Here is an 18,817-nt window from a genome sequence, read left to right on the forward strand (position 1 = left end):
TTTGTCGGGATGACTGGATTCGAACCAGCGGCCTCTTCGTCCCGAACGAAGCGCGCTACCGGGCTGCGCTACATCCCGCTTACGGGGAAACGGCTGCAAAAATAGCGCAACAAAAACCATTTATCAAAAAAAAAGCACCCGCAGGCGCAATATTTTTACTTTTAATTAAAATCTTTTTACATGCGTAAATGGTGGATACTGTGTTTAGCGGCTGCGACGACGCTAACTGCTTGCCATAATGAGCCGGCGCCGAAAGACATCTTACAACAAAACATGGATACTACGGTAAGGCCGGGGGATGACTTTTTTAGCTATGCCAATGGGACCTGGATCAAAAACAACCCGATACCGCCGGATGAGAGCGCCTGGGGGATTGGGAACCTGGTGGATGAGGAGCTGTATACCCGGAAGCGGATCATCAATGAGAAGGCGCTGAGGGACCGGTCGAGTGGGGGGATTACGGAGAAGATCGCGGATTTCTGGGAGAGCGGGATGGACTCGGCGGGGGCGGAGCAGCAGGGGATACGGCCGCTGGAGCAGGAGCTCAAGGAGATCAACAACATCCAGACGGTGCAGGACTTGCAGCGGGTGATGGCGGATTTGCACGACAAGGGCGTCGGGACGGCGTTTTCCGAAGGGGTAAGCCAGGACGCCAAGCACAGTGACGTGATGGCCTACTACCTGAGCCAGGGCGGGCTGGGGTTGCCGAACCGGGACTACTACTTCAAAACGGACGAGCGTACGACGAAAATAAGGGACGCATATACGCCTCATATAGCGAAGATGCTCGAGCTGGCCGGCTATGAGGAGGCAAAGGCTAAAGCCGCCGCGAAGAATATCATGATCCTGGAGACTACGCTGGCGCAGAACAGCCGGAAGCTGGAGGACCTGCGCGATCCGTATCGGAACTACAACAAGCTCGCGGTGACGGATATGAAGACGCTGACGCCGTCGATCGACTGGCCGGAGTGGCTGCAGCAGGTGGGCGTCACGAAACTGGATTCGGTGATCGTGGGCCAGCCGGAATTCTATACGGCGCTGGAGCAACAATTGAAAGCGACGCCGCTGGATACCTGGAAGGACTATCTGCGGTGGCACTTGATCACGAACAACGCGTCTCTGCTGAGCACGCCATTTGTCAATGAGGACTTCGATTTCTATGGCCGGCTGATGAGCGGCCGCAAACAACTGAAGCCGCGGTGGAAACGGGTGCTGGACGTAGAGGAAGGCGCGATGGGCGAGGCGTTGGGGCAGCTGTTTGCCAAGGAATATTTTAACGACAAGGCCAAACAACGATACTCGGACCTGGTCGAGGCGATCCGGTCGGCGTACAAAAGCCGGATCGGGAAGCTGACCTGGATGAGCGACTCGACCAAGCAAAAGGCGCTCGACAAGCTGGCCAAGATCAAAAAGAAGGTGGGCTACCCCGATAAATGGAAGGACTTTTCGAAGATGGAGATCAGGACGCAGCCCTATGTCCGGAACGTGCTGGCGTCGCGGCATTGGTGGAGCCGGTACGAGATCGCGAAGCTGGGTAAGCCGGTGGACCGGGACGAATGGGATATGACGCCGCAGACGTATAACGCCTATTATAACCCGAGCAACAACGAGATCGTGCTGCCGGCGGGCATCTTTACGGTGCCGGGTATGCGCGACGAAGACCTGGACGACGCGCTGGTGTACGGCTATGCGGGCGCCTCGACGATCGGCCACGAGATCACGCACGGCTTCGACGACGAAGGTCGCCAGTTCGATGCCGACGGCAACCTGAAGAGCTGGTGGTCGCCCGAGGACAGCGTCCAGTTCTCCAAACGCGCGGACGTGATGGTGCGCCAGTTCAACGGTTATATTCCCGTAGACACGCTCCACATCAATGGCCGTGCGACGCTGGGCGAGAACATCGCGGACCTCGGGGGCGTCCTGCTGGGCTGGGACGCTTTCCAGCAAACCGATGAATACAAGAAGGGTGAAAAAATCGGCGGCCTCACCCCCTCGCAGCGATATTTCCTCGGCTACGCGATTGGCTGGCTGGAAAGCGAAGGCAAGGACCTGCTGGCCCGCCAGCTCCTCACCGACGTCCATTCTCCCGCGAAGTTCCGCGTCAACGGGCCCTTTGCCGACGTGGACGCGTTTTATGACGTCTTTAACGTGACGCCTTCGGACAAAATGTACCTGCCGGATACGGCGAGGGTCCGGATCTGGTAACGCCCCACAGCGGGGCCAGAGCGCCCCGCCACAAGCGCCACAAGCCTCACAAACGAATCAATCGCGCCCGGCCGACCGCCGGGCGCTTTTATTTGCCGGGCGTGTGCCGATCGTGAGGTCACGGCGAGCCGAGAGCAGCACGGGAAAAACACCTACGTATTAATACTGAGAAAACGAATACGTGATGCTCAAAAAAGCCTGTGCTTAATTGTTTAAGCGGAGAAAAGGCGGCCGAGGGTCGGTGAAAATACGTAGTAGAATAAGCGGAGAAAATCGAAAAAACAGCCGACCGGACAAGTCATAAGATATGGATTTCTTACGAAAATAAAATCCGCTGAAATACAATACCGGAGGGTGTTTTTCACGTTTGTAAAATTTTCACTCTTCCACAATTTGAATAATTGATTTACTTTGCTACTTTAGTCGATGCAATCAAAAACCGGAGCAATCATAACAGCACAAAAGTAACGCGCAATGAAAATCACCCAACATCGTTTAGCCTGAGGGCCTACTTGAATCCACGACACGGAACCTTAATTTTTTCACACCTGCGAAATAGGGACAACAGATGGATTTAAGGATTACTGCCAGTGACGGAAGTACACTGACATTCGAGCCCGGAGTGCCGACGGCGCTCCAAAATTATGTGTTGCCAGGGGTGCCGTCGATATCGGCAACCGCGCCATTTGGAAAGATGATCTTTCACGAATTGAAGGGAGGTGGCTTTACGATCGTCTACAGCCACTATATCTGCGACCGCAGCGTAACGCTGGAGGCCCGTTCCAACGCACCGGTGACCGAATTCCAATTGGCCTGCAAGAACAACGCGCACTTCCACCGGGCCGGTCTCGGGGAGGTGTATATGCTGGAAAAGCAGTTCAACCTGTTCCACACCCCGTATTGGGAAACGAGCTGCGACCTCCACGAAGGCAATGAATACGCCACGCTGGTGATCACCTTCGAGATCGCCTACCTGGAAAAGCTCGCGCCCCATTTCCCCTTCCTGGACGTTTTCCTGCAGCAGGTCGAGGAGCAGACACCCGCTTTGCTCAGCGATATATACAACTATGCGAATATCCAGATGATGGGGATTGCGCATGACATCCTGTACGGCGATTTCTCGGCGCAGGTGAAGAACCTGTACGTGGAAGCAAAGGTGATCGAGCTGCTCATCCAGGCACTGGATAAGGTGGGCCATTTCCACAGCAATACGGCGGCGCGTATCGTGCTCCGGCCTTATGATATCGAGCGGATCAAGGAGGCGGCGGAGCTCCTCATCCAGAACATGGACAACCCGCTCACCATCGTGGAGCTGGCGCACCGCGTGGGTTTGAACGATTACAAGCTGAAGAAGGGGTTCAAGCAGATTTACGGCACGACGATCTTCAACTATTTCATGAGCGCGCGGATGGAGCGGGCGAAGTCGCTGCTGGAAGAGACGAATATCCCTATCATGGACATCGCGTATCAAACGGGATACAGAAATATTTCGAACTTCATCACGGCGTTCCGTAAGAACTTCGGCGGCTCGCCAGGATCGCTCCGCAAACGCTAAGTATTACTCCGTAAAAGGTAAACTAAATCCTGCGGCGCACATTACTTTTGAATCATCAACCAAGGCAAAAGTGGGTAATGATATCTATCGGCGTTTTTTTGTTTTGTGATTTCAGCACCAGACCCGCTGGTTTCGTCCCAGCGGATCTGTGCTGAAACAATTTCCCGGCCATCTCCCTTCACTATACATTTTGCTATCGCTTTGGGTGTCGGACAACGGTATGTCGACCGGGCGCAAAGTATGTATCGTCTGTCCACATTCAGGCGATAGCAGAATTCCTTCTCTTCTTATGCAACGGCTATCAGACATGAGATCCGTACCCTTCCTGATCCCCCGCATCATGCATCCGCATGTCGCCATATACCTTTCGCAATCATCAGTTCACGGGTGTCCGCTGGCGGGCGCCCGTTTTTCGTAGGAGAGCCGCCGCATGGCATGCATTCCGGTAATCATGCTCCCAATATAATACTCCTTGGACGAACGCACACGGGAAATAGCGGCCAGGGCGTCCGCTCAATAAAAGAATTGCTCCGACACGATCTGCCCGAACCTCACCCGGTACAACATGATCTCGTCGATGCGCACCCGCCCGTGCGGCTCCACCGTTATATCCATGGTCCTCCCCACGGCAAAGTGGTCGCCGCTGACGACCGGCGCCGAGGTGAGCGCGCCGTGCAGCGCGGTAATCCGCCGGACGAAGTCTTCTCCCTTTTGCCGGACCGCCGCGCGCCCCTCGGCGTACCCCATATAGGGCGAATCCGACGGGTCGATGCTGACGACGTCGTCCGAAAAAAGCTCGTCGTGTATCTCGAACCACTTCTCCTGTTGCGCGAGCTCGTTGAACCGGGTGGCGACTTCCTGGACGGTGCGCTCGCGCGGGTTCGGTTTGCCGGTACCGTTATTTATCAGGGAAAACAGGCTCTTGGTAACATACCCCGTCCACGCGCTCTCACAGGCCGTATAGCACGCATATGACGGCGTCAGCCCTTCTTGTGTGAAGCGCACTTCCGTCTGGTCGCCCTGGCGGCTGATGTCAAAACGGATGGTGTTGCCGATCCATTCCGTTTTGTCGTCGACAAAGCTGAAGTAGTTGTTGGTTACCCGCCACACGACAGACACACCGGGTACGCTTTCGATGATCTTCATCGAGCAGCGGTGTACGTCCCGGTAGCTATAGTCAAAACCGTCGGTGGTATCGGATACATTCTCCGACCACCAACCCCGGACGTTGTTGATGGCGTGATAGGCCTCCAGCGGCGATGCGGAGACGCGGAAGGACGTGGTGAAATTTGTCATAAGCGCAAAGCTACCACAAACCCGCCCGCGCCAACCGGTCAGTTATTGCCAAACAAACCGGTTAAAAGTGCCAATTCGTTAACTTGCCCCCATGGCGCCCCAACGGTACATCCTTCCCATAAAAAAAGAACACCACTTCGAAAAGGCAATATCCCACATCCTCCCCTGTGCGGACGGGACGATGCTCACGCAGGAAGAGGGGGCGAATTCCTTCTCCCGCTACGACGTACACTTCCATAAAATCTGGGACCGGCCGGTGGACCTGCTCCCCAACGCGCACCAACGCTATGACCTGACCGTTAGCCCGGATGAGGAGATGATCGGTTTGCAGGGCAAAAACGGCGTGCGTATCTATGACCGGTGGGGCGGCCTGCTGTACGCGATGAACTTTGAACCCACCCACAACGTCCCCACGGCCGAGGTATACTTTTCCCGTCGCGACCTCATGGGGGAGCGGTTTGTCTGGTTCCTGGAGCCCGCGCCCGACCGGGGCGGGTTCCTCCATGTCCTGAACGCCGTAGACTTCTCCGCGGCGGACAGGGTAGCGCTCGACGACGTCGGCTACTACTGGACCTTTTACGCCACCCCCGACAACGACACGGTCTTTATCAACCTGAGCGCCGGTCAGGACGAGGGCAGGCTGGTCAAGGCGAAGCTGATCCATGGAAAAATAGCCCTCGAGGAGCTGGACCAGTGCGACGACTGGGTCATGGGATCCTTTTCCCCAAAGAGCACCGAATTCGTGGTGGCGCCGCACTACGACGAGCCTATCCGGATATATTCCTTTCCACGCATCCAGCTGCTTGCCGGGATTTCGCAGGCGAGCCTGGTGCAGGACGACGACCAGGTCAACTATTGGGTGGAATACGTCTCAGAGACGACGCTCCTGGTCTGGACGCGGCTCGGGCGGCTCCTTTTAGTAGACCGCGAAAAAGGCGAGACCATCGGCGAGCTGATCGCAGCAGACAATGATTTCTCCCTCGTCACGCTAACGCCTAAAGGCGACCTATGGATCAGGGGCGACTCAAAAACCATCCGCGTCTACGAACTCCCCCATATCGCGCACTGACCCCGCACCGCCGCTTCGCCCGCGTCGATACAGACCGGCTCTCCCCAACCGAGGGCCGACAGCGCCGTGGCATACAAAAAACCCTGGTTCGGGCTACCCACGATAAAAGGGGGCGCCGATATCGCCACCAGCTCCGATCCGATCAACACCCCGCTCAGGTAGTGCATATTCTGCGACCGCGTAAACTTGTCGAAGAGCTGGTTCGTCCGGACGCGGAACGCGGCGTGGAGTAACGGCTCGCGGGAGCCGTCGAGCACGCCCCGGCCGAAGGCGTCGGCGTCGAAGGGGCCGTCCATGGAGACCGACCGGGACAATAAGCTATGTTGCGACAACAACGCAAAGAACTCCCCCGTCATAAACGTGCGCATCGAAATAACCGCCCCGGAGCGGACATAAATGTGTTTGGAATGGGTGCCGGGAATGATATACAACCCGTCCCCGCGGTAGGCGCCCACGAGCTGTGTCTCTTCGCCCCGCATGACGTCGGCGTCCGATCGGACGCCGGAGATCACCAGGCAACGATGCGACCCGACCATGGTCCAGGAGCGAAAAAGATCCGACCCATCCACCCGGAAGGGCAGCGTGGCGTAGGGCAATTCCAGAAGCCCGATATTGGAAGAAGCCATGCCCGACAACACGACGTCAAAATCGCCCAGGGTGTCGAGATGCCGCAACAACACGAGCGGTAAGGGGCCGCCCACGCCGATACCCTCGTCGGAGTCGACGGTCGAATGAACCGCCTGCGAAGCGGTATCGACTACCCTAAGCCGGAGGGACGATGTCCCCCAGTCTCCGCAAATGATCGTGCTCATAGGGTCACCGCCTCCACAAATTCAGCCGCCCGCGCCCGCAACGCGGAAAAGTCGATCGGCCCGGACGTATCCACCAGCGCGCTGCCGACGCCAAAGGCGACCGCGCCCGCCTGGGAAAACGCCTTGATGTTCGAGAGCGTCACGCCCCCGGTCGGCATCAGCGGGATGTGGGGTAGGGGACCGCGCAGGTCGCGCAAATACGAGGGCCCGACGGAGGCCGGAAAAACCTTGACGATGTGCGCCCCAAGCCGGTGCGCGGTGACGATCTCCGTGGGCGTGTACGCGCCGGGAATGGAGATAATGCCCGCAGACAGCGTTGCAGCCACCACTAGCGGATCGAGATGTGGAGATATGATAAAACGCGCCCCGGAAGCGACCGCGGCGTCCACCGAAGCCGCATCCATGACCGTTCCCGCGCCGAGCAACAGCCGGTCCCCCCAAAAGGAAGACGCCGCCGCCAGCAGCGACAGCGCGTCCGGAGAATTCAACGTCACCTCCACCGCGCGCACGCCGCCTTCGTACAACGCCGACAAAATCGACGGGAAGTCCGACGGCAAAGCCCCGCGCACGATAGCCACCAGCCGGTGTCCGAACAGCGGACTACTCATAGATCGAATTTAATCCCCTGCGCCAGCGGCAACTGGGTATCGTAGTTGATCGTATTGGTTTGCCGCCGCATGTATGCTTTCCAGGCGTCGCTGCCGGATTCGCGGCCGCCGCCGGTTTCTTTTTCACCGCCAAAGGCGCCGCCTATTTCCGCCCCGGAGGTCCCGATGTTGACGTTGGCGATGCCGCAGTCGCTGCCCGCCGCGGACAAGAAGCGTTCCGCCTCCCGCAGGTTCAGCGTCATGATGGAGGAGGACAATCCCTGCGGCACGTCGTTCTGGAAAGCGATGGCCTCGGCCAGGGTCTTATAAGGAATGAGGTATAATATCGGCGCAAACGTTTCGCGCTGGACGATGTCCATGTCGTTCCGCGCTTCAAAAATACACGGTTTGACATAGCAGCCGCTCTCATAACCGGCGCCGGACAGTACGCCCGGGGAAACGACAGGAACCCCGCCGGCAGCGGCAACCGCGGCAACGGCATCGGAATAGGACGCCACCGCGGCCTGGTCGATCAACGGCCCCACATGATTGGCAGCATCGAGCGGATCGCCTATGCGCAAGTGCGCGTACGCCGCGCGCAACCGGTCCCGGACGGCGTTATAGATACTTTCGTGGACGATCAGCCGCCGTGTGGTGGTGCACCGCTGTCCCGCGGTACCCACCGCGCCGAAGACCGCCGCGCGGATCGCTATATCCAGGTCTGCATTTTCGGTAACGATAATGGCGTTGTTGCCACCCAGTTCCAGCAGCGAACGCCCCAGCCGGGTCGCCACCGCGGTACCCACGGCCTTCCCCATCCGTGTCGACCCCGTGGCCGAAACCAGGGGGACCCGGTGATCGGCGGCGAGCCACTGTCCTACGTCCTGGCCGCCGGCGACGAGCACGCTCACGCCTTCCGGTACGCCCATTTCCTCAAAGACGCCGGCGGCGATGCGCTGACAGGCGATCGCGCTCAGGGGCGTTTTTTCGGACGGCTTCCACACGCACACGTCTCCGCAGACCCAGGCGATCATCGCGTTCCAGCTCCATACGGCCACCGGGAAGTTAAAGGCGGAGATGATCCCCACGATCCCCAGCGGGTGCCACTGCTCGTACATCCGGTGCGCGGCCCTTTCGCTGTGCATGGTCAAACCGTGCAGCTGCCGGCTCATGCCGACCGCCAGGTCGCAGATGTCGATCATCTCCTGGACCTCGCCCCAGCCTTCCTGGAGGCTTTTACCCATCTCATACGACACCAGCTTGCCCAGCGCGTCCTTGTTAGCGCGCAGCGCTTCCCCGATCCGGCGGACGACCTCCCCGCGCTTGGGCGCGGGCCACGTCCGCCAGGTTAAAAAGGCCTGGTGCGCCGTCGCGATAGCGGTATCATACGCGTCCCGGCCGGCGACGCCAACGGTGCCGATAAGGGACCCGTTCACCGGCGAACGGGATTCGATGGAAGAAGAAGTGGAAACCCATTGGCGCCCCGTGGATACCCCGGGGTTGTGCGCCGCAATCGAAAGGTGCTGCAAGAATTCCATAGGGCCGTAAGGTACGAAAATCCCGGCGGCGGCAACAAGCCCGCGCCTAGCCTCGCGCCAGCAAGCGCTCCGCCGCTGCCACCCCGCTTTCCAGCGCCGCCTCTACCGTCCCCGGCGTCCCTTCCCCCTCGTAGAGCCCTTCCCCCGCGAAGTACACCGTATCCGCCACCGGCGTATTCAACAAAGACCGGTACGGCCCTTCCCCCACGGTAGGAAAGGAATACGCCCCCATGCTAAAGGGATCCGATCCCCAGTCATCGACGCGGGAAAACTGCACCAGCGCGGCAGCATCCACGCCGAACATAGCAGAAAGCGAAGAAAGCCCCAGCCCCAGCACATCCGCCGGATGCCCCAGGGCCCGCGCCCGCGCCCCGGTATACCACCCGGTCATCAGCGACGGCGCTCCGGGTTGCGTCCACCAGGTCGGCAGCGACATATCGCTCATAATGAACCCGGGTGAGGGCACAGCCGACGTCCAAAAGGGAGAGCTAAATTCGATCAGCACCTTGGTAACCGTCCCGTACCCCATCCGGTAAGACGCATCGATATAAGCAGGCAACGCCGGAAAAAACGAAATAGACGGCAGCACCCCCAACGGCACGGTAACCACCGCGGCAGAACCCGAAAACGACGAGCCGTCAGCCAGCACCACCCGAACCGCCCCCGGCGCCCAATGTATCTCCCGCACCACCGCATCCAGCGTCACCGGAAAAGAAGACGCCATAAAGTCGATCATCCCCCCATAGCCCCCGGACACCCGGTGCTGCGCCCCCTCATCCTTCCCCCACTCATGCGCCAGCGCCAAAGTACTCACCGTGTTAATATCCGCCAGGTCGTACCCCTCCGCGAATCCCCGCACGGACGCAGCCAAAACGGGATCGGAGACATGCGAGGACAAAAACGACGACAACGGCATATCCGATGGCAAAGCCGCCATAGCCGCAATCACCGCGTCCAGATTAAACCGGTCTCCCCCTCCCCAAACCCCGGAGGCAAAACGATAAAACCTCCCAGCGGCCGGCACGACCGAAAGACCCGCCTCGGCCAGCAACCCTAGCGTAAGAGGCAAATCCCCGTGCACCCATTCGGCCCCGTTTTCCACAGGAGAAGAAAATCCCGATGACAAAGTATGGATACGCCCGCCCAACCGCGGCCGCGCCTCCAGCACATGCACCGGTAAACCGGCCAAGGACAGCCGCCGCGCCGCCATCAACCCAGCCGCGCCAGCCCCGATAACCAGGATCATAATTTTCCGTTGAGTAAAGCAAAGAATGAATCGCTGTAGCTCGCGCCTATGGGCACTTCCTTGTCGCCGATCTTGACCTTGGCGCGGCTCACGACCTCTAATTTACCCAGGGGGACGATATAGGAGCGGTGGACGCGCACGAACTCCTTTTCGGGGAGCTTGGCCTGGATGGCCTTGAGCGTCATCAGCGTGATGAGGGTCTTGTCCGGGAGGTATATCTTGATAAAGTCGTCGAGGGCTTCGATCAGCTGGATGTCCGAGAGCCGCACCTTGACCTGCTGGTAGTCGGACTTGACAAAGATCGACGCGTTGGCGATGTCCCGGGTCTGTACGAACTCGAGGTACTCCTTGGCCTTGTAGACGGCTTTCAGGAAGCGCTCGTATTCGATGGGCTTGACGAGGTAGTCCACGGCGTCCACGTTAAACCCGTCCACCGCGAATTCGCTATAGGCGGTGGTAAAGATCACCGCGGGGCTGTATTGCTGTATCTGGCCCGCCAGCTGTATACCGCTGATGTCGGGCATCTGGATGTCCAGGAAGATCAATTCCGGCCGTTCCCGGTTGATGAACTGGATGGCCTCGTCGGTGTTGGTAAAAGTACCCTTGAGCTCGAGGAAATAGATCTTCTGAACGTACTTCTTGAGGACTTCCAGCGCCAGGGGCTCGTCGTCGATGGCAATGCACGAGATCATGAGCAGACGATTTTCAAAGAAACCACAAAACGAGCCGTGTCATCCGAGATGGTCAGCTCGTGTCTTCCGGGGTACAACAGCGCCAGCCTCCGGCGGGCATTGTTGATCCCGATGCCCGTGTTGTCCATGGTCGCCGCCGCGCTCAGGGCGTGTTTGGTATTCTCCACGTATAAAGTAACGACATTTTCGCGTATCCGGATGTCGATCCCGATATGGCTTTTCTCCCGCGTGCTGACCCCGTACTTGAAGGCGTTCTCGACAAAGGGGATCATCAGCAGCGGCGCGATCCGGAGCAGCTGGCCGTCGCCCTGGACCCGGTAGTCCAGCGTGACCTTCTCGCTGAGCCGGAACTTTTGCAGGTCGATGTACCGCTGGAGGAACTCGAGGTCCTTTTGGAGCGGCACCGTTTCGTGCTCCGCTTCGTGGAGGATATAGCGCATGATCTGTGAGAGCTTCATCACCGCGTCCGCCGTATGTTCGGATTCGGTGATCGCCATCGCATAGATGTTGTTGAGCGTATTGAACAGGAAGTGCGGGTTGACCTGCGACTTGAGCAACGACAACTCGGTGCGGAGCGTCTCCTTTTCCGCCTTCTCCTTTTGGCGCTCGGCCAGGAACCATTGTTGCAATATCTTGGACGCGAAGCTGACGACAAAGACCAGCAGGAACAATCCACTGGAGCCGAGGTAGGACAGGAGCCTGAAACGTCGCCTTCCCGGGTTGGCGTTGGGCGGTGGGATGCCCGGCGGCGGGGTAGGCCGGTGGAAGATGTAGTTCCGGAAAACGTATTCCGGCACGTAGAGATACAACGCCAGCGCGGCGACCACGATCAGCGCATACAGCCAGATCTGTTTGCGCACCAGTAGCCGTGGTATGAGGAAGAGCGAATTGAAGTAATAGAACGCTACAAGGAAGCCATAGGTAAAGACCTGGTTGAAGATGAAAAAGGGATTTTGCAACAAAGCCTCTTCGTTGGGCGTCCGGAGGTTGCTCGTCATCAGGAGGTAGAGCGGGATCAGAAAAGCCGACCAGGCCGCCACATGGATGACGACGTTCAGCAAGACCCTTCCTACATTCCTGTTGCTCATTTTTTCGTTAAACTGAATTTAAACCATGCCCGCTGCGGTTTGTACAGCGTTTCTCCCTGGAAAGAATACGGATTGGCGCTCAATTTCCCTCCCCTGCCCACGTTGATCCTGGCGCCCGTCATGTTGCTCCCCGGTTGCCCGATTTCCGAGGCGATCGGCGCGTTCGGGTCTTCCGAGCGCGGCACTCCGTCTATATACAAACCCAGCCCTATCGGGCGGGTAAAGGCTGCGGCGACGTTGTTGCCAAACAAGTTTTTCAACGGTATCTTCAACTCGTAGATCAATATATCCTCCTGGTCGAGCGTAAACCCGATCGTCACGAAATCCTGGCTCCCCAGGGCGTTCAGCCCGTTCCCGCCGCCGGGCCAGCCAAAAGTCTCGTACTGGTTTTCCTGGAGCCGGATGAACTGGCGGTACTTGTCCATCGACTTCTTAGGGTCGCTGCCCCCCGCCGCGGCGATGGCCAGCAGCGCGTTCTCATCGACCGGCATCGGGAACTGTATCCCCATGGCCTCCTGCCTCCCCCCCGCGGTGTCAAAGTAAACCTTGAGCCCCATCCGGAAGATCTTGTCCTCCATCCCGGGGTTGGTCGACGTCAGGCACACATACAGGTTTTCGCTGTCGTTGGCGAAAGCGTACCGGAGGGTCGTACCCGGATCGAGCGTGAAGGGGACCCCCTTCCAGTCGCTGGCCTTCCCGTCGATCACGATCGGGGAGGGGATGTACGGAATCGTGTGTTCATTCGTGGTCATCACGTGGGATGGCGAACAGGCGGCAAAAGACAGGCTACACAACACCATCCAACGAAAGCTCTTAGACATAATCCGATCCAGGTTGTGCCTGCAAGGTAATTTTCCCTGCAGGCGGGTTCAAAAATTATCGATTAATGTGGCCCGAATATCGGTGAATCCGGCCCTAGTACTGCTCGCTGGCAGAGGGAAAGTCGCCGCGACGCACGTCGGTCACGTACTGCTTCACCGCCCCCGTCACCGCGCCATAGATGTCCGCATACCGGCGCAGGAACCTGGGATTGAATTCATTATTAATCCCCAGCATGTCGTGCATCACGAGCACCTGGCCGTCGCAGCCGCCGCCCGCGCCGATACCGATCGTGGGAATACTAAGACTCTTGCTCACCTCCGAAGCCAACGCCGCCGGTATCTTCTCCAGCACCAGCGCAAAACAGCCGGCTTCCTGGAGCAACAAAGCGTCGCGTTTTAGCTTCTCCGCCTCCGCTTCCTCCTTGGCCCGGACGTTGTACGTCCCGAACTTGTAGATGGATTGGGGGGTGAGCCCCAGGTGGCCCATGACGGGCACCCCCGCGGTCAGGATGCGTTTGACCGACTCCAGGACTTCCTCCCCGCCCTCCAGCTTGATCCCATGGGCCCCGGTTTCCTTCATGATCCGGATGGTGGAATTGAGCGCCTCCTTGGAGTTCCCCTGGTAGTGCCCAAAGGGCAGGTCCACCAGGACCAGGCTCCGTTTGGCGCCCCTCACGACGCTGGCCGCGTGGTAGATCATCTGCTCGAGCGTGATCGGCAGGGTCGTCTCGTGCCCCGCCATGACGTTGGAAGCCGAGTCTCCGACCAGCAGGACGTCGATCCCCGCCTCGTCCAGCAGCCGTGCAAAGGAATAGTCGTAGGCGGTGAGCATGGCGATCCGCTCCCCCTTGTCCTTCATCTTCTGAAGGGTATTCGTGGTGATGCGCTTGACTTCGGTATGTACTGACATAGCTGCAATGGGCCGGTACGGCCGGCCGCCGGAAGGGCCAAAATTAACGAAGCCCCCGTTAACCGGGGGCCTCGTAAGCTATTTTATTCCGAAGGCTTTCTTTACCTCCTTGACCATGTCAAGCTTTTCCCAGGTGAAGAGCTCCACCTTCACCTTCTTCTCCTTTCCATCGGCTCCCTTGAAGCCCTTGGTCACCGTTTCGCTCTTCCGGCCCATGTGACCGTAAGCGGCGGTTTCGGAGTAGATCGGGTTACGCAGCTTCAACCGGGTTTCGATGGCGTAGGGGCGCATGTCGAAGAGATCGGCGACCTTGGCGGCGATCTGGCCGTCGGTCAGCTTTACCTTGGCGGTGCCAAAGGTATTGATGTAGATCCCCATCGGCTGGGCGACGCCGATAGCATAGGAAACCTGTACCAGGACCTCGGAAGCCACGCCGGCGGCGACCAGGTTCTTGGCGATGTGACGGCAGGCATAGGCCGCGGAACGGTCCACCTTGGAGGGGTCCTTGCCGCTGAACGCGCCGCCGCCGTGGGCGCCGCGACCGCCATAGGTGTCCACGATAATCTTCCGGCCGGTCAGACCGGTGTCCCCGTGCGGGCCGCCGATGACGAACTTCCCGGTGGGGTTGATGTGGTACTTCACCTTGTTGTTGAAAAGGTGCTTGTATTCGGGGTATTGCGCCTGTACGCGGGGAATCAAAATCGAGACGATGTCCTTCTTGATCTTGGCCTGCATCTTCTCGTCCGTGTCGAACTCGTCGTGCTGGGTGGAGATCACGATGGCGTCTATGCGCAGGGGCTTGTTGTCGTCGGAGTATTCGATCGTCACCTGGGACTTGGCGTCGGGGCGCAGGTATTTGATCTGTTTGTTTTCGCGGCGGAGGTTGGCCAGCTCGATCAGGAGCTTGTGCGCGAGGTCGAGCGGGAGGGGCATAAAGTCCTTGGTTTCGCTCGAGGCATACCCGAACATCATACCCTGGTCGCCGGCGCCCTGGTCTTCCCTGTTCTTCTTGTCGACGCCGCGGTTGATGTCGGCGGATTGCTCGTGGATGGCCGAAATAACCCCGCAGGAGTTGGCCTCGAACATATATTCGCTCTTGGTGTAGCCGATCTTGGCGATCACGTCGCGCGCGATCTTTTGCACGTCCAGGTAAGTCTTGGACTTGACTTCCCCGGCCAGTACCACCTGGCCGGTCGTCACCAGCGTTTCACAGGCCACCTTCGATTCGGGATCCCAGGCTAGAAAGTTGTCGATCAGCGCGTCGGAAATTTGGTCCGCCACCTTGTCCGGGTGTCCTTCACTCACGGATTCACTGGTGAATAAATACGGCATAGTAAGTTGTGATTATTTTTTGCAAAAATAGGGGGAATAGCTTAACTGTTAGACAGCTCGTTGTATAGCTGGATGTATTCCGTGAGGTCTTCCTGGTGGGCGGCGTCGAACGGCAGAACCTTTTTGCCCTTGACCTTGCCAAATTCCTCGAGGAGCTTTTTGTCGACCTTTTCCGCGCCAAAGGTAATGGCGTCGGCGTAACAGGCGCCGCCCCGGAACATCGCGGTGTTATTGGCGTCCTTGAAGGGATCCAGGTCTTTTTCCTTTATGTTGGTGTGGATGATCGCCTTTTTGACCAGGTCCGGGCCGAGGCTTTGGGTGAACGTGTTCTGCCCGATGGTGAACACGACCTTGGTATGGTTGAACACAGGCTCTTTCTTATAGGCGGTCTTCAGGTACAGCGGGATCAGCCCGGTCATCCAGCCGGCGCAATGGATGATGTCGGGAGGCCAGCCGAATTTTTTGACCGTTTCCAGGGCGCCCTTGCAAAAGAAGATCGTCCTCAGGTCGTTGTCCTCGTACCATTTGTCGGACTCGTCGCACAGCACGCCCTTGCGTTTGAAAAAATCCTCATTGTCCAGGAAATACACCTGCAAACGGGCATTGGGCAAAGACGCCACCTTGATCTGGAGGGGGTAGTCGTCGTTATCCACCGAAACGTTAATCCCTGACAGCCTGACCACCTCATGGAGGCGGTGCCTCCGCTCATTGATCATACCGAAACGGGGCATGATACAGCGCACTTCGAAACCGTTATCATTTGCTTTGATAGCCAACTGGTTGATGATTGCGGAGAATTCCGTTTCCTCCAAGTAGGGAGACATTTCGTTGGCTATGAATAAAATCCGTTTCTTTGCTGGCATTTAGGTTAAGTTAAGGAATTGTTACCTGACAAAATGAGTGCAAAGGTAACCTTTTTTTGATAAAGGACATGCTATGGTTATCTGTCGAACGATCGGCTCTTTAAACGAATACCTTTCCGCCCGTCCCCAAGGCCCCCGCCTGGGCTTCATCCCCACCATGGGCGCCCTACACGACGGTCACGCCTCCCTGATCCGGGAGGCCCGCGCCGGCGGCCGTTTTACCGTCGTCAGCGTGTTCGTGAACCCGACCCAGTTCAACGACCCCTCCGATTTCCAGAAATACCCCAAAACGGTCGATCAGGATGTATATCTCCTGGAGAAAACGGGTGCCGATGTACTTTTCTTGCCGGATGTCACCGAAATCTACCCCCAGGGCACGGCCCCGGCAAAACACTACGACCTCGGCTATCTCGAAACCGTCCTCGAGGGCGCCTACCGCCCCGGTCACTTCCAGGGCGTCTGCCAGGTGGTGGAGCGGCTGCTCCGGATCGTCGCGCCCGACGACCTCTATATGGGCCAGAAGGACTACCAGCAGTGCATGGTCGTTCAGCGACTGATCGACCTGGAACACCTCCCCGTGACCCTGGTCGTCAGCCCCATCCGCCGCGAACCCGACGGGCTGGCGATGAGCAGCCGCAATATGCGCCTCGACGCGGCGCACCGCGCCGGAGCGATCGCGATCTACGAGGCCCTCGAAGACATCCGCCGGGGCTTCACCCGCGGCCCGCTGACAGCGCTCACCGATGCCGCCAGGGCGGCGCTGGAAGCCAAGGGCTTCCGCGTGGACTACGTCTCCATCGCCGACGCCGCCTCGCTGCGCCTCCTGGGGAAGTGGGACGGCAAAACCCCCGCCGTCGCGCTTATCGCCGCCTTCTACAACGACGTCCGCCTCATTGACAATGAGGTCCTCGCCCAGGCACACCAATTGCATAAAGTGTCGTAACTTTGCGCCCTTATGGAAATCGAAGTACTAAAATCGAAGATCCACCGGGCGGTGATAACCGAGGCGAACCTGAACTATGTGGGCAGCCTGACGCTGGACGAGGACCTGATGGATGCCGCGAACCTCATCGAAAACGAAAAGGTACAGGTGGTCAACGTCAACAACGGCTCCCGCCTGGAAACATACATCATCAAGGGCAAACGCGGCTCCGGAGTCGTATGCCTGAACGGGCCCGCCGCCCGCCAGGGGCTCGCCGGCGACGTCATCGTCGTCATGTCCTATGCCACGATGGATTTTGAAAAAGCCAGGACCTTCAAGCCGTGGCTGGTATTTCCCAAAGAGGGAAATAGACTATAGTTTTATTGCATATCTTTCGGTATGCAAAAGAAGCTCCTGCTTGTCCTCCGCTACGCCCTTTTCCTTGCCCTCGGTATTGTACTCGTATGGTTCCCGATACACAAGGTCACACCCGATCAGTGGGTGCAGATAAAGGGCGCGCTCAGACAGGCACGGTACATCCTGCTCCTCCCCATCTGCCTGCTCTACCTGCTCAGCCACTGGAGCCGTTCCGTGCGCTGGAAGATCATGATGCAGCCCCTGGGGTACAAACCCGCCACCCTCAACGTCTTTTACTCCGTGATGGTGGGCTATGGGGCCAACCTGATCCTGCCCCGGCTGGGCGAAGTGCTCCGGTGCACCCTCCTGGGCCGGCAGGAGGACATCCCCATCGAGCAGCTGCTGGGCACGATCATCGTCGAACGGTTGATCGACGTCGTCTGTCTCTTTGTGGTATTCTTCCTGGCGTTTTCGCTCCAGGCCGGGGAGCTGAACGACTTTTTCCTCAGCCAGCTGAGGGGAAAACCGGGTCAAAACAACCACCTCCTGTTGTGGTTTGCGCTGAGCTTCGTCCTGGTGGCCGTCCTCGTCATCTACCTGTTCATCCGCTTCAAGGAGCACAAGCTCGTCGTTTGGGCCAGGAAGATCGTCACCGGCATGTGGGCCGGCATCGTCAAGGTCCGCCTGATCAAAAAGAAGGGGTGGTTCTTTTTCCACACCGTCCTGATCTGGTCCCTGTATTACGCGTGCACCCGTTTGGGGATGTACTCCTTCCGGGAGCTGGATGGTCTGGGCGCCAAGGAGGCCCTCAGCGTCCTCGGTGTGGGCAGCATCGGCATGGTGGTCACCCAGGGCGGCGTCGGTTCGTACCCCCTGCTGGTCCAGCGGACCCTGATGTTCTACGCCATCCCCGGGGGGATCGCGCTGGCGGCGGGCAACCTGCTGTGGATCGTACCGACCGTGCTCATCATCGTCGTAGGCGGCGCGTCCTTCGTGCTGCTGGCATCCAAGACAAAACGCACAAGCAAGAATGAAGAACTACCCGCACACAGCTAGCAAAATGTATTCCCTGGAAACGCTCCTGCTCACCGTGGCCCGCGAGCGCTTCCTGAGCAGAAAGATCGTATTCACCAACGGTTGCTTCGACATCCTCCACCGCGGTCACATCGACTGTCTCGGCAAAGCCGCCACCTTTGGCGACTTCCTGGTCGTCGGCGTCAACTCCGACGCCTCTACAAAACGCCTGAAAGGGCCGCAACGCCCGATCAACAAAGAAGGCGACCGCCTGCTGCTGCTGGCCGCCCTGGAGTTCGTGGACGCGGTGATCCTCTTCGACGAAGACACGCCGTACGAGCTCATCACCGCCGTCAAACCCGACGTCCTGGCCAAGGGCGGCGACTACCAGATCGACACCATCGTGGGCGCCAAAGAGGTCCTGGGGTGGGGTGGGGCCGTCGAGGTCATCCCTTACGAACAGGGCTATTCCACCACCGGGATCATCGAAAAGATCAACCGGCTGTAATA

At 58.6% G+C, this 18,817-nt stretch carries 18 protein-coding genes and 1 tRNA gene; 7 read left to right on the forward strand and 12 right to left on the reverse strand.

All coding sequences use genetic code 11. The annotated features are described in order from the left end of the window. Nucleotides 1–4: 4 nt before the first annotated feature. Nucleotides 5–78, reverse strand: a tRNA-Pro gene (locus VL547_RS08090). 195 nt (nucleotides 79–273) lie between these two features. On the opposite strand from VL547_RS08090, the gene VL547_RS08095 reads away from it, so the two are divergent. Further along, the gene (locus VL547_RS08095; RefSeq protein WP_325577106.1) at nucleotides 274–2,205 is read left to right on the forward strand and encodes a M13 family metallopeptidase; all 1,932 of its coding nucleotides are present in this window, start codon (nucleotides 274–276) and stop codon (nucleotides 2,203–2,205) included. 694 nt (nucleotides 2,206–2,899) lie between these two features. Continuing rightward, complete coding sequence (locus VL547_RS08100; RefSeq protein ID WP_325577109.1) at nucleotides 2,900–3,760, forward strand: AraC family transcriptional regulator; 861 nt, start codon at nucleotides 2,900–2,902, stop codon at nucleotides 3,758–3,760. Nucleotides 3,761–4,273: 513 nt separating this feature from the next. Here VL547_RS08100 and VL547_RS08105 read toward each other — a convergent pair. Then, on the reverse strand, nucleotides 4,274–5,056 hold the full coding sequence (locus VL547_RS08105; protein ID WP_325577111.1) for a SnoaL-like domain-containing protein: 783 nt from the start codon (nucleotides 5,054–5,056) through the stop codon (nucleotides 4,274–4,276). A gap of 91 nt (nucleotides 5,057–5,147) precedes the next feature. Here VL547_RS08105 and VL547_RS08110 point away from each other — a divergent pair, with 91 nt between their 5' ends. After that, nucleotides 5,148–6,125 (forward strand): hypothetical protein, encoded by a 978-nt coding sequence (locus VL547_RS08110; protein WP_325577113.1) that lies wholly within the window; start codon nucleotides 5,148–5,150, stop codon nucleotides 6,123–6,125. Here VL547_RS08110 and VL547_RS08115 read toward each other — a convergent pair. The 10 genes from VL547_RS08115 to VL547_RS08160 form a co-directional block, all read right to left on the reverse strand. Continuing rightward, nucleotides 6,098–6,937: a 2-dehydro-3-deoxygalactonokinase gene (locus VL547_RS08115; protein ID WP_325577115.1), complete on the reverse strand. Its 840-nt coding sequence runs from the start codon at nucleotides 6,935–6,937 to the stop codon at nucleotides 6,098–6,100. The genes VL547_RS08110 and VL547_RS08115 overlap by 28 nt on opposite strands. Further along, nucleotides 6,934–7,545 carry a bifunctional 4-hydroxy-2-oxoglutarate aldolase/2-dehydro-3-deoxy-phosphogluconate aldolase gene (locus VL547_RS08120; RefSeq protein ID WP_325577117.1) on the reverse strand — a complete coding sequence of 204 codons (612 nt, stop codon included), beginning with the start codon at nucleotides 7,543–7,545 and terminating at the stop codon, nucleotides 6,934–6,936. The genes VL547_RS08115 and VL547_RS08120 overlap by 4 nt, the downstream gene beginning before the upstream one ends. Next, the gene (locus VL547_RS08125; protein WP_325577119.1) at nucleotides 7,542–9,062 is read right to left on the reverse strand and encodes an aldehyde dehydrogenase family protein; all 1,521 of its coding nucleotides are present in this window, start codon (nucleotides 9,060–9,062) and stop codon (nucleotides 7,542–7,544) included. Before VL547_RS08125 ends, VL547_RS08120 begins: the two co-directional genes overlap by 4 nt. A gap of 46 nt (nucleotides 9,063–9,108) precedes the next feature. Beyond that, complete coding sequence (locus tag VL547_RS08130; protein WP_325577121.1) at nucleotides 9,109–10,308, reverse strand: NAD(P)/FAD-dependent oxidoreductase; 1,200 nt, start codon at nucleotides 10,306–10,308, stop codon at nucleotides 9,109–9,111. Further along, nucleotides 10,305–11,000 (reverse strand): LytTR family DNA-binding domain-containing protein, encoded by a 696-nt coding sequence (locus tag VL547_RS08135; protein WP_325577123.1) that lies wholly within the window; start codon nucleotides 10,998–11,000, stop codon nucleotides 10,305–10,307. Before VL547_RS08135 ends, VL547_RS08130 begins: the two co-directional genes overlap by 4 nt. Next, a complete protein-coding gene (locus VL547_RS08140; protein WP_325577125.1) occupies nucleotides 10,997–12,088 on the reverse strand; it encodes a sensor histidine kinase in 1,092 nt (363 codons plus the stop codon). The genes VL547_RS08135 and VL547_RS08140 overlap by 4 nt, the downstream gene beginning before the upstream one ends. Beyond that, nucleotides 12,085–12,909, reverse strand: a complete 825-nt coding sequence (locus VL547_RS08145) for a hypothetical protein (protein ID WP_325577127.1) — start codon at nucleotides 12,907–12,909, stop codon at nucleotides 12,085–12,087. Before VL547_RS08145 ends, VL547_RS08140 begins: the two co-directional genes overlap by 4 nt. Before the next feature lie 94 nt (nucleotides 12,910–13,003). Continuing rightward, a complete protein-coding gene (panB, locus tag VL547_RS08150) occupies nucleotides 13,004–13,819 on the reverse strand; it encodes a 3-methyl-2-oxobutanoate hydroxymethyltransferase (RefSeq protein ID WP_325577129.1) in 816 nt (271 codons plus the stop codon). A gap of 78 nt (nucleotides 13,820–13,897) precedes the next feature. Then, complete coding sequence (gene metK / locus VL547_RS08155; RefSeq protein ID WP_325577151.1) at nucleotides 13,898–15,151, reverse strand: methionine adenosyltransferase; 1,254 nt, start codon at nucleotides 15,149–15,151, stop codon at nucleotides 13,898–13,900. A gap of 41 nt (nucleotides 15,152–15,192) precedes the next feature. Further along, nucleotides 15,193–16,014, reverse strand: coding sequence for a glycogen/starch synthase (locus VL547_RS08160; protein ID WP_325577153.1), 822 nt, complete (start codon nucleotides 16,012–16,014; stop codon nucleotides 15,193–15,195). A 73-nt stretch (nucleotides 16,015–16,087) separates the two neighbouring features. Here VL547_RS08160 and panC point away from each other — a divergent pair, with 73 nt between their 5' ends. The 4 genes from panC to rfaE2 are packed head-to-tail and all read left to right on the forward strand — an operon-like array spanning nucleotide 16,088 to nucleotide 18,815. Beyond that, nucleotides 16,088–16,957, forward strand: a complete 870-nt coding sequence (panC, locus tag VL547_RS08165) for a pantoate--beta-alanine ligase (protein ID WP_325577155.1) — start codon at nucleotides 16,088–16,090, stop codon at nucleotides 16,955–16,957. Nucleotides 16,958–16,969: 12 nt separating this feature from the next. Continuing rightward, a complete protein-coding gene (gene panD / locus VL547_RS08170; RefSeq protein WP_325577157.1) occupies nucleotides 16,970–17,314 on the forward strand; it encodes an aspartate 1-decarboxylase in 345 nt (114 codons plus the stop codon). Nucleotides 17,315–17,335: 21 nt separating this feature from the next. Then, nucleotides 17,336–18,349, forward strand: coding sequence for a lysylphosphatidylglycerol synthase transmembrane domain-containing protein (locus VL547_RS08175; RefSeq protein ID WP_325577159.1), 1,014 nt, complete (start codon nucleotides 17,336–17,338; stop codon nucleotides 18,347–18,349). A gap of 4 nt (nucleotides 18,350–18,353) precedes the next feature. Then, the gene (rfaE2, locus tag VL547_RS08180; RefSeq protein ID WP_325577161.1) at nucleotides 18,354–18,815 is read left to right on the forward strand and encodes a D-glycero-beta-D-manno-heptose 1-phosphate adenylyltransferase; all 462 of its coding nucleotides are present in this window, start codon (nucleotides 18,354–18,356) and stop codon (nucleotides 18,813–18,815) included. Nucleotides 18,816–18,817: the final 2 nt, after the last annotated feature.

It is taken from the genome of Dinghuibacter sp. (genome assembly GCF_035492835.1).
Taxonomy (GTDB): Bacteria; Bacteroidota; Bacteroidia; order Chitinophagales; family Chitinophagaceae; genus Dinghuibacter.

Bases quoted from the DNA above. Each gene is read 5' to 3' on its own strand.
- VL547_RS08095 (WP_325577106.1), top strand. From the start codon at position 274: ATGGATACTACGGTAAGGCCGGGGGATGACTTTTTTAGCTATGCCAAT.
- VL547_RS08100 (WP_325577109.1), top strand. From the start codon at position 2,900: ATGATCTTTCACGAATTGAAGGGAGGTGGCTTTACGATCGTCTACAGC.
- VL547_RS08105 (WP_325577111.1), bottom strand. From the start codon at position 5,056: ATGACAAATTTCACCACGTCCTTCCGCGTCTCCGCATCGCCGCTGGAG.
- VL547_RS08110 (WP_325577113.1), top strand. From the start codon at position 5,148: ATGGCGCCCCAACGGTACATCCTTCCCATAAAAAAAGAACACCACTTC.
- VL547_RS08115 (WP_325577115.1), bottom strand. From the start codon at position 6,937: ATGAGCACGATCATTTGCGGAGACTGGGGGACATCGTCCCTCCGGCTT.
- VL547_RS08120 (WP_325577117.1), bottom strand. From the start codon at position 7,545: ATGAGTAGTCCGCTGTTCGGACACCGGCTGGTGGCTATCGTGCGCGGG.
- VL547_RS08125 (WP_325577119.1), bottom strand. From the start codon at position 9,062: ATGGAATTCTTGCAGCACCTTTCGATTGCGGCGCACAACCCCGGGGTA.
- VL547_RS08130 (WP_325577121.1), bottom strand. From the start codon at position 10,308: ATGATCCTGGTTATCGGGGCTGGCGCGGCTGGGTTGATGGCGGCGCGG.
- VL547_RS08135 (WP_325577123.1), bottom strand. From the start codon at position 11,000: ATGATCTCGTGCATTGCCATCGACGACGAGCCCCTGGCGCTGGAAGTC.
- VL547_RS08140 (WP_325577125.1), bottom strand. From the start codon at position 12,088: ATGAGCAACAGGAATGTAGGAAGGGTCTTGCTGAACGTCGTCATCCAT.
- VL547_RS08145 (WP_325577127.1), bottom strand. From the start codon at position 12,909: ATGTCTAAGAGCTTTCGTTGGATGGTGTTGTGTAGCCTGTCTTTTGCC.
- panB (WP_325577129.1), bottom strand. From the start codon at position 13,819: ATGTCAGTACATACCGAAGTCAAGCGCATCACCACGAATACCCTTCAG.
- metK (WP_325577151.1), bottom strand. From the start codon at position 15,151: ATGCCGTATTTATTCACCAGTGAATCCGTGAGTGAAGGACACCCGGAC.
- VL547_RS08160 (WP_325577153.1), bottom strand. From the start codon at position 16,014: ATGCCAGCAAAGAAACGGATTTTATTCATAGCCAACGAAATGTCTCCC.
- panC (WP_325577155.1), top strand. From the start codon at position 16,088: ATGGTTATCTGTCGAACGATCGGCTCTTTAAACGAATACCTTTCCGCC.
- panD (WP_325577157.1), top strand. From the start codon at position 16,970: ATGGAAATCGAAGTACTAAAATCGAAGATCCACCGGGCGGTGATAACC.
- VL547_RS08175 (WP_325577159.1), top strand. From the start codon at position 17,336: ATGCAAAAGAAGCTCCTGCTTGTCCTCCGCTACGCCCTTTTCCTTGCC.
- rfaE2 (WP_325577161.1), top strand. From the start codon at position 18,354: ATGTATTCCCTGGAAACGCTCCTGCTCACCGTGGCCCGCGAGCGCTTC.